Raw genomic sequence first — 14401 nt, 5'->3', positions numbered from 1 at the left:
GGCAGAAAATTCTAGGCTTTGCACCCGGCAATCCCAGCGACCGGCACAATGCGCGTCCAGCCATCCTCGCCGCTCAAGGCAAGGGTTCCGCCCTGGATGTAGCTCCCACTGGGGAAGGACTGCCCCCATCGCAGCCGCGCCTCGACAGTCACTTCGGGGTCCACATCCGGCAGTGTCTGGAAGACCTGTTGGCTCCGCATCCCAAGACGCAGCTCGCCCTCCTGGAAGAGAAGGCGGAGCGGCAGGGTTTCGCCGTCGATGGTCATCGTGGCATCGATGACATCGAGGGAACGGAAGATCGGCACGATGTCAGCGCCCGTCCGGGTCCATAGGATCATGCCGCACTGGCCGGCAGGGATCGCGTAGCCTGCGAGGGGCGAGGGATCGGGCGCTTCGGTGTCCCGCAAGGGACCCGTTTGCCGCTCGGACACATTCTCCGAGGTCGCGCAGGCGGCAAGGAGCAGGACGGGGAGCAGGCGCTTCAGCATCACAGGGTGGATTCCACGAGTCCGCTGCGTTCGGCAACATAGGCGTCGCCCTCGCGCCGAAATCCCGCACGCTCGAGAAAGCGCCCCAGCTCCCGCCTTGCCGGGGTGACCGAGAGCTTCGAGCGGTAACGGCCGTTGGGCTGCAGCCGCAACTCGGCGACGACCGAAGCATCCTCGTTGGAGCCCTGCATCGGGATCAGGAGGTCGGGGCCGTCACAGCGTCCCTGCCCTTCAAGCGGAAGCCCGCCGCGGGCGAAGACGCCGAGGCTCTGGGTTACGGCATCTGTCCGCACAAAGAGCTCTGCCTCGCGACAGCCATCCTTGCCGAACGCCACGCGCTCGATGTCCGCTTCGAGGTCGCCGCGAAGGGTCTGTCCGAAGACATCGACCAGACCGAAACGCGATAGCTCCATCGTACCCTCTGCATCGGAAAGCACGAACAGGCTGGACATCGCCCGGACATTGCCCGAGCCGTTGAGGCCGGGCCCCGCCACGGTCACATTGGCCTCCGCCTTCCCGGTGAGAAGCGGGAGGAAGCGCAGCGCGATCCGGGCGTCCCCGATGCGCTGTCCGTCAACCGTCAGCCCACGGATCTCTCCGTTCCAGAGCGTCCCGGTGACGCTTTCATAGCTGAGCGGCAGCCGCGCATTCTCGACCACAAGGCCCATGGGCAGGCGCGCCAGCAGCATGGTGAGGAACACGACCGCGCCGACTGCGATAAGACTGATCCGCATGTTACTGCCCCCGGCCGAGGGTGATCCGGGCCTCGACCGTACCAGGCGCTTCGCCCGGCGTGACGAAGGCCGAGGTCACGACGATGCCGCTCTCCGCTTCGAGATTTGCGAGCCATGCGAAGAAATCCTCCGAAGCCGTCCCGTTGATGTCGAGCTCGATCCGGCCGTCAGGTGTGTTGCTGATCCGGGTATAGGAAATCCCCTGGCGCTCGGCCGCTTCGGTCACCACTGAACGCAGGGCGCGGTCATCGGCACTTTCGACGCCGGGCGCTTCGAGCCCCTCGGTCAAAGCCGCGAGGCGCGCCGCTTCACGGAAATTCGCCATGCTCTGGCGCTCGAAACCGAGAATGGGAAAAATGATCCCGTAAATCAGCACCAGGAGAGCCGCGAGGGCGCCGAGGACGGCTATGAGCATCTGCTCGCGTTGGCTGAGACTGCGGTAACGGTCGAGCATCTATGAAGCCCTCAGGAACAGGCGGGTGACGAAAGCGCCGTCTTCGCTGCGGGCGTCTGCGCCTTCCTCGATCTGCACGCCGCGATCGGCGAGGTCTGCCGTGACGAGTTCGAGGTCGCTAAAGGACGCAAAGACAAGCTCCGCCGTCAGCTGGCCGTCTTCACTATAGGTCAGCGATTGCAGGAAGGTGGTCTCCTGGTCCTCCAGCACCTCTGCGAGGACGGCAGTCAGGGGCAGGAAGTCCGAGGTCGGACCAGTCACCCTGCGGTTCCTGACCTGGCGCTCCATGTCCAGCACGGGCGTTCCGGGGAAGGCGCGAGCGAAATTGGTTTCGGCAGCGTCGCGCTTCTCCGCGGCGGCAGAGGCGTAGCGAACCCCTTCGGTCAGGCTGCCAATCAGGAAGATGGCGCCGGCGATGACGGCGAGGCTTGCCGCCAGGAGATAGGGACGCAGATCGGGCATCGGCCGCCGCTTGGCAAACATGCCCGTGCGGAAGTTCGGCGCTTGCGCCGGATCGAGGTCCTTGAGGCCTACTCGCCGTATCTCCTGCCCTTCGAGGACGGCATCGGCGAAACCAGCTTCGGCCGTGAACGCACCTTCCTCGGTGCGAACCGCCGAGCGCTCGCCGAGGCCGAGGACGGCTGCCCCTTCGCTGATGGCAGGCAGCAGCGCATGATCCGTGGTGAGAATGTCAGGATCGAGACCGACCTCTTCGGCCGCGGTGAGGCCGAGCTCGATCGTCCGGCGGGGCAATGCTGTCACGAGGCGCTTGCCGTCCGTTGCAGGCCCGAAGGCGATGACCCGGCCTTCAATCGGTGCGGCCTGCTGGTCGTCGATCATCAGGCCCGCCGCTCGCTCGATATCCCGGCGGTTCTTCATCGGCAGGTTCAGGCTGCGCGTCAGCGCTGCCTCGCCGGGCAGTGCAAGGCAGACCGAGGCTCTGGGATTGGACTGGACCCGCTCCGCCAGCGCGGCAAGCGGCGTGTCCGCACCTTCATGGCCCTGTTCCTGGTCGATCCAGAACAGCGCGCGTGAGGGGTCATCGGGCGACAGAAAAACGATCAGGCTCATGGCAGGCGCTCTCCGACGCTGCGCTCGATCACCCGCGTCACACCGGCCTTGCGCCAGATCAGGCTCTCCTGCCGCATGCGGCCCGAGGGGACTTCGAGAAGGATCTCCATGGCGATCAGCTCGCTCGTCGTCGTCAACATGCTGGCGGCGTGATTGGGCAGCTCGGTGCCTGCAAGCAGCGGCTGGTTGAGAAAGGTTCCGACGTCTTCCCAGCCGGTTTCGGGCTTCTGCGCGATCACCTGCTCCGCCGCCGATCTTGTCAGGGCATCACCCAGCGCGCCCTGCAGCAGCGGGGCGTCATCGGGCGTCAGCGTGTTGACGTTCAGCATTTGAACTCCGTCGATCGGCAGGGCACAGAGCCTCGGTGCCAGAAGGGCATAAACATCGCGCGAAAATCCTGCGATCGCCCTTAATTCACTGACAGAAGCCAAGAGACCGCGCGGCGTCCTGTAGGGCACTGAATGGCGTGTGTAATCATAGTCTTCGAAGCCGCCGGGCAGCGGGCGCGTGTCAAAATCGACGAAGTCCGCGGCGCGCGCGGCCAGCTGCTGTCCCGCCGAACGGTTCGCGCCGAGGCTCTGTACCAAATCCGCGAACCGCTCCATCGCCGCTTCATCGGCCACGAGGCCGTCTTCACCCGGAGCGACAAGGTCGTTGATGTTGAAGCAGTTGCTGGCATCGCTGAAGCGGATGGTCGCCGTTCCCCCCTCGAACGGGATGATGACGGGCTGCTGGAAAAGCGGCGCTGTTGGCAGGTCAATCGCGTCGCCCTGCTCCTTGATGATCTTCAGCGCCGCCGTCTCGAGCCCCGCAATGGCCCAGAAGGCCTGGTCCCTGCTCTCTGCCGCGATGGTGCGGTTGAGCGAGCGGGTCATCAGCTCGGTCATGCCGATGGCAAGGACCGCGAGGGTCGCCGTCAGGAGGAGCACGGTAAGAAGCGCCGTGCCGCGCTGCCCTCGGCTCATACGCCGCCTCCGATCAGGAAAATGTGCTCCATCTCGTCATAGACCGGGTGGGTGAAGCGAAGCCGCACGGCCTCCGGCCGAGTGCTTTCGAACCGCCCGACTTCGGGCTCCCAGCGACCCTCGAAGAGGAACGCTATCTCGACATCCTCGACCCCCGAAACCAGCACTTCGTCACGGCTCGGGGTATCTTTGACCGCATCGAGATAGGGCCGGGTCCTGCGGATCAGGTCGCCATCGCGCTCGAGATAGGTGACGGCCTGGAGCTCGGCCCGCGGTTCCCGTGCGCCGGGGTTCGACCAGCCCGAACGGACGAGCGCGAGGAGCGGCTCTTCACCCCGCGTATCGAGAATCTCGTCCAGCGCCTCCCCGCCAACCAGCGAAGGCCGCTTGCGGTCGGTATCGGCCTCGAAGACAAGACGGTCCGTGAACAGATAGAGGTCTGCACGGATCAGCGTCCTGAAGCGCTCGATCTCGCCCGTGCGGTCCATCACCTCTTCCAGCTGGCGCGAGCCATTGGCAGCAATGCTCATCGCGGCCATGCCAATGGCGCTCACGGCGGAGAAGATGCCGAGGGCGATGAGCACTTCGACGAGGGTAAGGCCGCGCTGTTTCACTCAAGACCCTCCACGGCCCGGAGGGTCGAAAGGGTGGCGAGAACCTGCCCGTCGCGGCCGATGCGGACATTGGTCTCGACGGTTTCGAAGCCCTCGAGCGGCGCAGGGCTGCGGTCGATGACGTAGGTGAAGGCACGCCCCGCGATCTCTTCCTCGCCGGAAAGGTCCGCAGGCTGACCGGACCGCTTGGCCGCGACATAAGCGACCATAGCATTCTCCGCCACGATCCGTGCCAGAGCGCGCTCTTCGATGGCGGCGGCGTGCCGCGTGTGTTGGCCGATCAAGACGAGGATCGAGCCGACGATGGACGAGAGCACGGCAAGCGCGACAAGCACTTCGATGAGCGTCAGGCCCTTCTGGTCACGCATCGCCTTCCTCCACGAGTTCGCCAAAGGGGCCGACACGGATCTCTGCATCGCGGCGGCCGTCACTGAGCTTGACGGAGAACGGCGTCACCGAACCCTCAGGCCCAAAGACCACCTCCGGTTCCTTGGGCGCGTCGTCATCATCGGCCGGAGGGATCCCCAGCGGGATCTCTCCCCGGTGCTCCTCGAGTTCCCAGCCGCCCTCGGGCTTCAGTTCGAGATCGACGCTGCGCGGCAGCTCACGCACGGCAAGCTCCGACCACGCACCTTCCTCGGCCTTGTAAAGGACGTAGCCCCTTGGCATTGTCCGTACACCGTAGAGCGCGACTTCCGCCACCGCCGCCTCCCGCAGCGCGGCGATATCGCGCTCGACCTGCAGGGATGCCTTGGCGAGATCTGACTGGCCCCGCGGTACCGCAAAAATGACAATCCCGGCGGTCATGCCGATGATGAGCATGACCACGAGAAGCTCGACCAGCGTGAGGCCGGCTTCAGTTCTCCCAGGAGCCGATATCGGCATCGAGGCCCTCCCCGCCCGGGCGGCCGTCGCGTCCATAAGAGACGATATCGAACTCACCGAACTCGCCAGGATAGATGTAGACATAAGGATTGCCCCACGGATCTTCCGGCAGCGACTGGATGTAGCCGCCGGTCTGGTAGCGCTCCGGACGGCGCAGGCCACGCGGCATCTCGACCAGGGCTTCAAGGCCCTGTGCCTGGGTGGGGTAGCTCTGGTTGTCGAGCCGGTACTGAGTCAGCGCGGTTTGCAGGCGCTTGATATCGGTCCGTGCCGTCGAAACCGCGGCCTTGTCCGCCGCAGGCAGCACGTTGAAAACCACGATGCCCGAGATGAGGCCGATGATGACGATCACCACCATCAGTTCGACGAGCGTCAGGCCGCGCTGTTTTTCGTTCTTTTTCATAAGCATCACCTGTTATCCGAGCGCCATGTTATTGATCTGCAGGATCGGTAGCATGATCGACAAGACAATAAGCATGACAATCAAGCCGAGAAGCACGATGACCGCCGGTTCCAGAAGCCGAAGCGCCGTTGCCGTAGCCGTCTCGAAGCTCCCCTCCATCTGGGTCGCCGTGCGCGAGAGCATGTCCGGCAGCGCGCCCGAACGCTCACCCGCTGCGATCATCGAGGCCATGATGGGCGGGAACACTGCCGCCCGGCGGATCGCGACAGCAAGGCTCGCGCCCTCGCGGACGGCGTTCACGGCGGTGCCGATTTCCTTCTGGATATAGCTGTTGGTCAGTGTCCGGCGGGCGCCCTCCAGCGCTTCGAGAAGCGGCGCGCCTGCTGCGAAGAGTGTCGACAGCGTCCGGGCGAAACGCGCGGCATCAAGCTCCCGCATGAGAGGGCCGAGCACGGGAACCTTCAGGGTCCAGCGGTCGAGCAGGAGTCGTGCCCCTTCGCGCTTCCTCGCCTGCCAATAGCCAACGCCCATCAGCAGAACGATCAATGCCGCCAGCCAGCCCCAGTTGGTGATGAACTCCGACGCGCCGATCACGAGCCGAGTCGGCAGGGGGAGCTCGACGCCGTCCATGCGGCTGAACTGCTCGACCATGCGCGGCACGACGAAACTCATCAGGGCCCAGACGACACCGATGGCGACGACGAAGATACAGGCCGGATAGATGAGCGCCTGCTGCGCCTTCTGCGCCATCTGCTGGTTGCGCTCCTGCATATCCGCAAGGCGCGAGAGGACTGCGCCGAGATCGCCCGACGTCTCGCCCGAGGCAACGATGCCGCGATAGAGCGGGCTGAAGGCCTTGGGATGCTCGCCCAGCGCCTTGCTCATGCGCCAGCCTTCGATCACCCGTCCGCGCACGGCTGTCAGGACCCGTGCCATGACCGTGCCTTCCATCTGTTGCGCGACGGCGGCGAGTGCCTCCTCAAGGGGCATCGCCGCTTCGACGAGGGTGGCAAGCTGGCGCGTCGCGGCAATCACATCGGCTTTCTTCGGCGGCGGCGGCCCGCGGCGGATCTGGATGAAGGCCCGCTCCTGCGCCTCGCCCACCGAGAGGGGCGTGAGGCCCGAGGCAATCACTTCTCTCCGTGCACGGCGGAGGTTCTCCGCCTCGACGGTGCCGCGTTTCTTCCTGCCCGCGGCGTCGACAGCCTCGTAGCGGAACGCGGTCACGGCGCCTCCTGCTCCTGCACCACACGCAGGACTTCAGCGAGCGAGGTCCTGCCCTCGATCACATGCTGGTAGCCGCTCTCGGCGAGGGTCGGCACGTCGCGGAAGGCGACGGCGCGCATCTCCTGTTCCCCGGCATCATCGTGGATCAGCTTGCGCAGGTCTTCGCCGACCACCACCAGCTCGTAGAGGCCGACCCGGCCTTCATAGCCGGTGCCGTTGCAGGCCGGACAGCCCTTGGGCCGGTAGATCTCCCGTACGTCGCCCTTCTGTATACCGAGCATATCGCGCTCGAGCTTGTCGGGGCTGTAGGGCTCCTTGCAGTGGTCGCAAAGGCGCCGGACGAGCCGCTGGGCCAGCACACCGGCAATCGTCGGTGAAAGGAGGAATGGCTCGACGCCCATGTCGCGCAGGCGCGTCACGGCGCCGATGGCCGAGTTGGTGTGGATCGTCGAGAGGACGAGGTGGCCGGTCAGCGAAGCCTGCACGGCGATCTGCGCCGTTTCCACGTCACGGATTTCGCCGACCATGACAATGTCCGGGTCCTGACGGAGGATCGCACGCAGTCCGGTGGCGAAGCTCATCCCGACCTTGTTGTTCACTTGGGTCTGGCCGATACCTTCGAGCGCGTATTCGACAGGGTCCTCGACGGTGAGGATGTTGACACCGGGATCATTCAGCAACGTCAGCGCGGCATAAAGAGTTGTCGTCTTGCCCGACCCCGTCGGGCCGGTGACGAGGATCACCCCGTTCGGCTTACGGAGCACTTTCTCGAAACGGTCCCGCAGGGCCTGCGGCATCCCAAGAGCATCGAGGTCGAGCTGCGCCTGCTCCTTGTCGAGAAGGCGCATAACGATCCGCTCGCCGAAACGGCTGGGCAGCGTCGACACACGCACATCCACCAGCCGGCCGCCCATGGCCAGCGAGATCCGGCCATCTTGCGGCACGCGCTTCTCGGCGATGTCGAGGCGGGCCATGACCTTCACCCGGCTGGTCAGCACGGGCGTCAGCTTCTGCGGCAGGCTCAGCACCTCGCGCAGCACGCCGTCGATCCGTAGCCGGATGGAAAGCGCGGTTTCGTAGGGCTCGACGTGAATGTCGGATGCGCGGGTCTTGATCGCTTCGGCCACCAGCGCATTGATGAGGCGGATGACCGGCGCGTCATCCTCGGTATCGAGAAGGTCGGCTGTCTCGGGCAGGCCTTCCGCGAGGGTGGAGAGATCCTCGACCCCATCATCTTCCTCGAATGTCGCGGCAGACAGGCCCTCGACGGAGTAGATCTCGGACAACCGGCGCTCGAACACTTTATGCGGCAGGGTTTCGAAGCGCACAGGCTTCCCGGCGGCGCGGCGCGCCTCGACAAGAACCATGGGGGCAAGCGCTTCATCGCTTTCCCGGCGACCGATCACGGCCTCGCTGCCCTCGCTCTCCAGCAGGATCAGGCCCTGTTCTTTCGCGAAAGCATAGGCAAAGCGCGGCACGTCTTCGGTGTGCGGAGTGTCGATGGTCGCGGTTTCGCTCATCAGTTGCTCTGGTCTCCGCCCGACGTGGTGCCTGGCACGACGTAGCTACCGTTGGTGCCGATAAGTTCTTCGTTCACGCGGTCGAGGCGCGAAGGCCCTTCCTTGCGGCGTTCGGCACGGAGTTGGCGCTGCCGCGCGAAATCGTATTTCCTTGCCGTGACCGCATCCGCATCACGGGCATCACGGACGATCGTGGGACGGATAAAGACCATCAGCGTGGTCTCCTCCTCCGATCGGCTCTGGCCCTTGAACAGGTTCCCGACAAGCGGGATGTCGCCGAGCAGCGGGACCTTGGTCGCCGTGTTGCGCTGGTCGTTGTCGACAAGCCCGCCGACCACGATGATCTGGCCGTTGTCGGCCGTCAGTTCCTGCTCCGTCACCGACTTCTGAAGGATCGGGCTGTCGGACTGGGCGGTGAAGGCCGTCAGGGAGCTGACTTCCAGCTTGATCTTGAGGGTGACGGCGTCGCCGTCATTGATCTGCGGCGTCACCTCGAGGATCGTACCGACATCCTGGCGCTCGATGTTCCGGAAGCCGCCCTGGAAATCCGTCCCCACTGCCTCGCCTGTGACGACCGGGATCTCCTGGCCGACCTGGAGGCGCGCAGGGGTGTTGTCGAGGGCCATGGTGAAAGGAGTGGAGAGGACGTTCGAGCGGCTGTCCGACTGGATCGCCGAGAGAAGGACGCCGTACACGCCGCCATCATCGGTGACGTCGCCGAAGCCCGCGAGGAAGCCGTTGAAGCTCAGGAGGTCCTGCACCGCCGCGGTGACAAGCTGGCCCGAGATCGCCGCGACATTCGGGTCGCGGTTCTGGACCGGCACGTCGCGCGTCGTTCCGTCCGGCAGTGTTTCGCGCGTGAAGGTCTGGTCCGTGTCCTCGGCAAGGAAGTAGGCCGCGCCCGCCGCAGAGAGAAGATTGGGCCGGGTGTCCGTGAAGCTTGCCGCGGTGACCGGAAGGCCGTCGCCCCCGGAGAGATACTGCACGCCCAGCTCCCGCGCCGTGTTGTTGGCTATTTCGACCACGATGGCTTCGATCATCACCTGCGGACGGCGAATGTCGAGCTGCGACACGAGCTGGCGGATCGTCCGCTGGGCTTCGGGCGAGGCGTTGACGAGGATCGCATTGGTCGGCTGGTGGAAGGTGACGATCGGGCCGCCATTGCTCGGCGCCGCGGCGGAGCCTTCACCGGCTGGTGCTGCTTGCCCGGTGATAAGCTGGGTGATGATCGGCACCAGCTCCTCGCCATCGGCATGGTTGAGATAGATCGCGTCGAAGTTCCCGCGAACCCCGCCAGTGCGGTCGAGTTCCTCCACGATCGGCAGGACACGGGCGATCTGGCGAGCAGTACCGCGCAGAACGAGCTGGTTGGTCGCGACCGTGGGAATGACCTCAAGCCGACCGCCGCGGTTCTCGCCATTACCCGGCGCATTCAGGCGGTCGAGGGTTTCGGCGACGCTCGTCGCATCGGCGTTCTCGAGGCGGACGGTCTTGACCACCGTGTCGTCGACATCGACCGTACGGATGATCTGGCGCACACGCTCGACATTGCGCCCTGTGTCCACGACAATGAGCGAGTTGCTCTCAGCAACCGGAAGGATCAGGCCTTGCGGGCCGATCAGCCCACGGAGGGAGCCTGCCGCGTTGCGGGCATCGACATTGTCCAGCGGGAAGATCCGGGTAACCGTTGCGCCCTGCAGCTCGCCATTGCCGACGGGGCCGGCATCGCGGCTGCCCTGCTCGATCGGGACGATCTTGTAGGTCCTGTCACCGGCCGGGACGGCGGTGAAGTTGTTGACCTGGAGAGTCGCGAGGAAGACTTCGAAGATTTCCTCCGGGGTCATGGTCACGCCGGGCGGCGAGATGATGTTCACCCGGCCAGACAGCCGCGGGTCGAGGATGAAGTTGAAGCCCGTCCGCTCGGCGATCTCCGCCGCGACCACCTTCAGGTCGGCGTCTTCGTAGTTGAGGCTGGCGAGGCCGTTCTGTGCCGCAGCGGTCCCCGAAAGGACGAGGACTGACGAAGCGAGAAGGCCTTTGAGCAGTGTACGCATAGAACCTCAGAATTGCATTCCGTCCGGCAAGGTCAGGATGATGTCTTCCTGCTTGTCGTCACGCTGGACGGTGAGGATGAAGCTGCCATCGGCGGCGGCCTGGTCCAGGATGGCCTGCCAGTCCGCGGAGGCGGCCGTGATGGGTTCGCCATTGACGGCGAGCGGGAGGTCGCGGGGCCTGATGCCCTGACGGTCGAAGACACCAAGAGCCGGTCCGAAGATCTCGCCCATGGTCTGGCCACGCATCGGCATCGTAGCCACGAAATCAGCGACGTCGATCGGTACGGCATCGCCCTGCGGGTTCGCGAAGGAGGGATCGGGCGCGCCTTCGCCGCCTTCCTGCTGCAACTCGGGTCGGCTCGGGAAGAGAAGCGCCTCGCGGGTGCCATTGCGGCTGATGATGACGCGCCAGTCCTGGACTTTCTCGAGGGTCACACCGCGGACCACCTGGTCGCCCTCGGCAAAGCGCTGCTGCTGGCCACCGGGGGTTTCGATGATCGCGGTGCTGAGGCCCCCCTCCTCGCGGCTCGGGAACGTGCCTTTCAGCTTGAGCTGCAGGGTCGTGACCGGCAGCTCTTCCTCGAGGACGAGAGGGCCGCTGGCCGAAGGCTGCGCGCCCTCGAAAATATTTCCGTCAGTCAGCACGGAGAGGTCGTAGGCGAGGCCCTGTTCAGGCCGCTTTTGCTCGTTCAGCCGCACATCGGCACTGATGGGAGAGATGATCGCGAGCACCAGATCGACGAGCGCCAAGGCGAGCAGCACGACAGCGACGAGCGCAGCGACAAAAGCCGCACCATTCATTCTGCCTTGGCTTTCAGGCACTTGCCGCCCCAGCACTGCAATCCCCTTTTTGTCCTGCCGCGCACGCTCGCCGGTGCGCGCCTGCACGCCCACACTAAGAGCAATGGGCGCAGAGACCACCCACAACACAATAAGATAACGATTAGGTTTGCGTAACCGAGACACGCGCAAAAACCGCACGGCGCTTGGATTTTTAGCCTTAAGGCACCCGCCGACCGGCCGATGGTGCGGTCATCGGACGAAACGCCCTCGGGACGCCGGTTTCGCCGGGCGGCGGCGTAGCGGGCTGTTAACCGTAGACCCGGCACCTTGCCGGCGTAAGGTCCCGGCGATCCGGGTGTACCTGCGGTTTGCGAGCGAGGAATGTCCAGCATGGCGGCTGTCACGATTGCGCTGCTTCTGGGGACAATCCTCGGCAGCTTCCTGAATGTCGTCATCAGCCGCGGTCCCAGGAAGTGGGGTCTCGTCGAATCGGCGGACAGGCCCGCAGGTCTCGCCTTCCCTGCATCCCAATGCGAAAATTGCCACCGCAAGCTGTCAGCCCACGAACTTGTGCCCGTGGCAAGCTATATAGCCCTGCGCGGGACATGCAGAGCCTGCGGCGCCGCGATCGGCCTGCGCCACCTCCTGGTCGAGATCGCGGGCGGCGCGATTCTCGCCCTCGCTGTCTGGCGGCATGGCGTGAGCGCCGATGCTGCCGCGATGGCGGTTCTCCTTTTCCTGCTTCTCGCGCTTGCCGTGATCGATGCCGAGACGGGATACCTCCCCGATGCCCTGACATGGCCGCTGCTGGCGCTCGGGCTTGCCGCGTCCTTCCTGCCAGGAGGAACCGGGCCGCTTCAAGCCGCGCTTGGTGCTGCCATAGGCGGCGGCGGGCTCTGGCTCCTTGCGACACTCTACAAGCGCTTCCGCCATCGTGACGGGCTCGGTGGCGGCGATGTGAAACTCCTCGCGGCAGGCGGCGCGTGGTGCGGGGCCTATGCCCTGCCAGTTATCCTGCTGGTCGCCAGCCTCTCCGGCCTGCTCGCCGCAGTCGCAGGGATGGTGCTCGGCCAGAAAGAGCGGGCAATGACGGCAGAACTCCGCTTCGGACCCTATCTCGCAGGCGCCATCGCGCTTGTGTATGCCATCGGCGAGCCGCTGGCCCTTGCCTCCTGACCCGCCGGGGCCAGTTGGCTCCCAAGCGGACAACAAGGAGGATCACGCCATGACCAGCCGTCTCGTCGAATGGAACACCGACGACCAGACCTTCGAGGGCAAGCTTTTCACCCCCTCAGGCCCTGCCAAGGGCGCTGTCCTCGTCTGCCACGCCTGGGGTGGACGCAACGCGCATGAAGAGAACTTCGCTGAACGCCTCGCAGGCCGCGGCTATGTCGCCATGGCCGGCGACGTCTACGGCAGAGGCGTCCGGGGGAACAGCAATGAAGAAAACGAGAAGCTGATGACGCCGCTGGTCCAGGACCGAGAGCGGCTCCAGACCCGGCTCCGCGCGTCCCTCGATGCCCTTGCAGCCCAGGATGAGGTCGACGCCGGCAAAATCGCCGCGGCCGGGTTCTGCTTCGGCGGGCTTTGCGTCCTCGACATGGCGAGGACCGGCGCCAGCGTGAAAGGCGTCGCCGCGTTCCACGCCATCCTCGGCAAACCGGAGAATCCAGGCTCCGGCAAGATCGAAGCAGAGGTCATCGCCTTCCAGGGTTTCGATGACCCGATGGCCGGGCCGGACGAGCTCCTCGCCTTCGGCCATGAAATGACAGAGCGCAGGGCCCGTTGGCAACTTTACACCTTTGGCGGCGTCGCCCACGCCTTCACCAACGAAGACGCGAACGCGCCGGAGATGGGCCTGAAATTCGACGCCTTCGCCCGCGACCGGAGCTATCACGTCTTCGATCACTTCGTGGACAGACTGTTCGCCTAGGCTTCGCCTGCATTCGGTGCGCGGAAGAGCTTGCCCTCTTCCGCCCACCAGATCGACAGCACCGACAGGCCACTGACAATCGTGAAGCCTGCGGCCAGCACGACGACCTGGTCATCGAACAGGCTACCGATGAAGGCGCCGATCAGCCCGGCCACTGCGGATTGCAGGAAGCCGAGGATCGCGGACGCCGATCCCGCCACTTCGCCGAGCGGCTCCATCGCAATGGCGTTGAGGTTGGCGCCGATCAGCCCGAGCAGGGGAAACAGAAGCGCCATCAGCGTCATGAACAGCCAGAAGGGCGGGTTACCGCCGAACGACAAGAGCGTGAGCACCCCTGACAGCGCCGTAAAGGCGATGAGCGCGCCATGGGACAGCCGACGCGCGCCGAGCTTGTGGACGAGCCGTGAATTTACCATCGAGGTCACCGCCATCAGCGCGGCAACTGCCCCGAAGGCGATCGTGAAGGTCCGGTCGAGGCCATAGACGCCGACATAGAGCGGCTGCGCCACGGTGAGAAAGGCGAACAGTGCGCTGAAGAAAAAGGCCGTGGCCGCGCAATAGCCCGCCACCAGCCGGATGCGCAGGATGGCGCCGAAACCATTGACGATCGTCCGTGCCGAGAGGTCCCGGCGGTATTCAGGCTTCAACGTCTCTGGCAACCTGACGGCACACCACGCCAGAAGCGCGATCGCGCTCAGCGCCATGGCCCAGAAGATCCCCGGCCAGCCGCTGACGATCAGCAGCCCCTCCCCGGCCATGGGCGCAAAGATGGGCACCACCATGAAGACCATCATGACGAGGCTCATGAGGGACGCCATCTCGCGGCCCTTCATTGTGTCACGGACCACCGCGAGGGCGATGACTCGCGTCGCTGCGGCGCCGACGCCCTGAAGCGCCCTGAGGAGGAGGACAGCTGTGAAATCTGCGGTCATGAGCACGCCGATCGCAGCGAGAGCATAAAGCACCATGCCGACGAAAAGCGGCGCGCGCCGGCCATAGCGGTCCGCAATCGGCCCGAAGGCGAGCTGTCCCACGCTGAAACCCAGGATGTAGGTAACGAGGATCATCGCCACGTCGGTCTCGTCGGTGACGGAAAACGCCTGCGCCAGCTCGGGATAGGCAGGCAGGACGATGTCGATCGCGAAGGCGTTGAGCGCCATCAGGGCGGCGATGACGACGATGAACTCGGCCCGCCCGACGCGCCCGGCGATCAGGTTCCTGTTCGGCGCTTCGGGGGCTGCGCGCGTGACGCTCGACATGGCTGTGGGCT

At 65.3% G+C, this 14401-nt stretch carries 16 protein-coding genes; 2 read left to right on the top strand and 14 right to left on the bottom strand.

Features of this window, described 5'->3' with window-relative positions:
* Positions 1-11: 11 nt before the first annotated feature.
* From IE053_RS11320 to IE053_RS11260, 13 genes are read right to left on the bottom strand one after another with little or no spacing between them, the layout of a single operon-like run.
* Positions 12-488 (bottom strand): hypothetical protein, encoded by a 477-nt coding sequence (locus IE053_RS11320; protein WP_189576049.1) that lies wholly within the window; start codon positions 486-488, stop codon positions 12-14.
* On the bottom strand, positions 488-1222 hold the full coding sequence (locus IE053_RS11315) for a type II secretion system protein N (RefSeq protein ID WP_189576047.1): 735 nt from the start codon (positions 1220-1222) through the stop codon (positions 488-490). The genes IE053_RS11320 and IE053_RS11315 overlap by 1 nt, the downstream gene beginning before the upstream one ends.
* A 1-nt stretch (position 1223) precedes the next feature.
* Positions 1224-1676 (bottom strand): type II secretion system protein GspM, encoded by a 453-nt coding sequence (gene gspM, locus IE053_RS11310; protein ID WP_189576045.1) that lies wholly within the window; start codon positions 1674-1676, stop codon positions 1224-1226.
* A complete protein-coding gene (gene gspL, locus IE053_RS11305) occupies positions 1677-2747 on the bottom strand; it encodes a type II secretion system protein GspL (RefSeq protein WP_189576043.1) in 1071 nt (356 codons plus the stop codon).
* Complete coding sequence (gene gspK / locus IE053_RS11300; protein WP_189576041.1) at positions 2744-3712, bottom strand: type II secretion system minor pseudopilin GspK; 969 nt, start codon at positions 3710-3712, stop codon at positions 2744-2746. The genes gspL and gspK overlap by 4 nt, the downstream gene beginning before the upstream one ends.
* Entirely contained in the window at positions 3709-4326 is a 618-nt protein-coding gene (gspJ, locus tag IE053_RS11295; RefSeq protein WP_189576040.1) for a type II secretion system minor pseudopilin GspJ, read from the bottom strand. The genes gspK and gspJ overlap by 4 nt, the downstream gene beginning before the upstream one ends.
* On the bottom strand, positions 4323-4694 hold the full coding sequence (gspI, locus tag IE053_RS11290; RefSeq protein ID WP_189576038.1) for a type II secretion system minor pseudopilin GspI: 372 nt from the start codon (positions 4692-4694) through the stop codon (positions 4323-4325). Before gspI ends, gspJ begins: the two co-directional genes overlap by 4 nt.
* Positions 4687-5211 (bottom strand): prepilin-type N-terminal cleavage/methylation domain-containing protein, encoded by a 525-nt coding sequence (locus IE053_RS11285; RefSeq protein WP_189576036.1) that lies wholly within the window; start codon positions 5209-5211, stop codon positions 4687-4689. Before IE053_RS11285 ends, gspI begins: the two co-directional genes overlap by 8 nt.
* Positions 5183-5614 carry a type II secretion system major pseudopilin GspG gene (gspG, locus tag IE053_RS11280; protein WP_229786190.1) on the bottom strand — a complete coding sequence of 144 codons (432 nt, stop codon included), beginning with the start codon at positions 5612-5614 and terminating at the stop codon, positions 5183-5185. Before gspG ends, IE053_RS11285 begins: the two co-directional genes overlap by 29 nt.
* Before the next feature lie 12 nt (positions 5615-5626).
* Positions 5627-6841, bottom strand: coding sequence for a type II secretion system inner membrane protein GspF (gspF, locus tag IE053_RS11275; RefSeq protein WP_189576034.1), 1215 nt, complete (start codon positions 6839-6841; stop codon positions 5627-5629).
* Positions 6838-8361 carry a type II secretion system ATPase GspE gene (gene gspE / locus IE053_RS11270; protein WP_189576032.1) on the bottom strand — a complete coding sequence of 508 codons (1524 nt, stop codon included), beginning with the start codon at positions 8359-8361 and terminating at the stop codon, positions 6838-6840. Before gspE ends, gspF begins: the two co-directional genes overlap by 4 nt.
* Positions 8361-10415, bottom strand: a complete 2055-nt coding sequence (gene gspD, locus IE053_RS11265; RefSeq protein WP_189576030.1) for a type II secretion system secretin GspD — start codon at positions 10413-10415, stop codon at positions 8361-8363. Before gspD ends, gspE begins: the two co-directional genes overlap by 1 nt.
* A 6-nt stretch (positions 10416-10421) precedes the next feature.
* On the bottom strand, positions 10422-11336 hold the full coding sequence (locus IE053_RS11260; RefSeq protein WP_189576028.1) for a type II secretion system protein N: 915 nt from the start codon (positions 11334-11336) through the stop codon (positions 10422-10424).
* 252 nt (positions 11337-11588) lie between these two features.
* On the opposite strand from IE053_RS11260, the gene IE053_RS11255 reads away from it, so the two are divergent.
* Both IE053_RS11255 and IE053_RS11250 read left to right on the top strand, forming a co-directional pair.
* Positions 11589-12374, top strand: a complete 786-nt coding sequence (locus IE053_RS11255) for a prepilin peptidase (RefSeq protein WP_189576026.1) — start codon at positions 11589-11591, stop codon at positions 12372-12374.
* A 49-nt stretch (positions 12375-12423) separates the two neighbouring features.
* Complete coding sequence (locus tag IE053_RS11250; protein ID WP_189576024.1) at positions 12424-13131, top strand: dienelactone hydrolase family protein; 708 nt, start codon at positions 12424-12426, stop codon at positions 13129-13131.
* Here IE053_RS11250 and IE053_RS11245 read toward each other — a convergent pair.
* On the bottom strand, positions 13128-14390 hold the full coding sequence (locus IE053_RS11245) for a multidrug effflux MFS transporter (RefSeq protein WP_189576023.1): 1263 nt from the start codon (positions 14388-14390) through the stop codon (positions 13128-13130). The genes IE053_RS11250 and IE053_RS11245 overlap by 4 nt on opposite strands.
* Between the last annotated feature and the right edge of the window lie 11 nt (positions 14391-14401).

It is taken from the genome of Parvularcula lutaonensis, assembly GCF_014651915.1.
Taxonomy (GTDB): Bacteria; Pseudomonadota; Alphaproteobacteria; order Caulobacterales; family Parvularculaceae; genus Parvularcula; species Parvularcula lutaonensis.
This window is presented reverse-complemented; position numbering and strand designations above follow the sequence as displayed.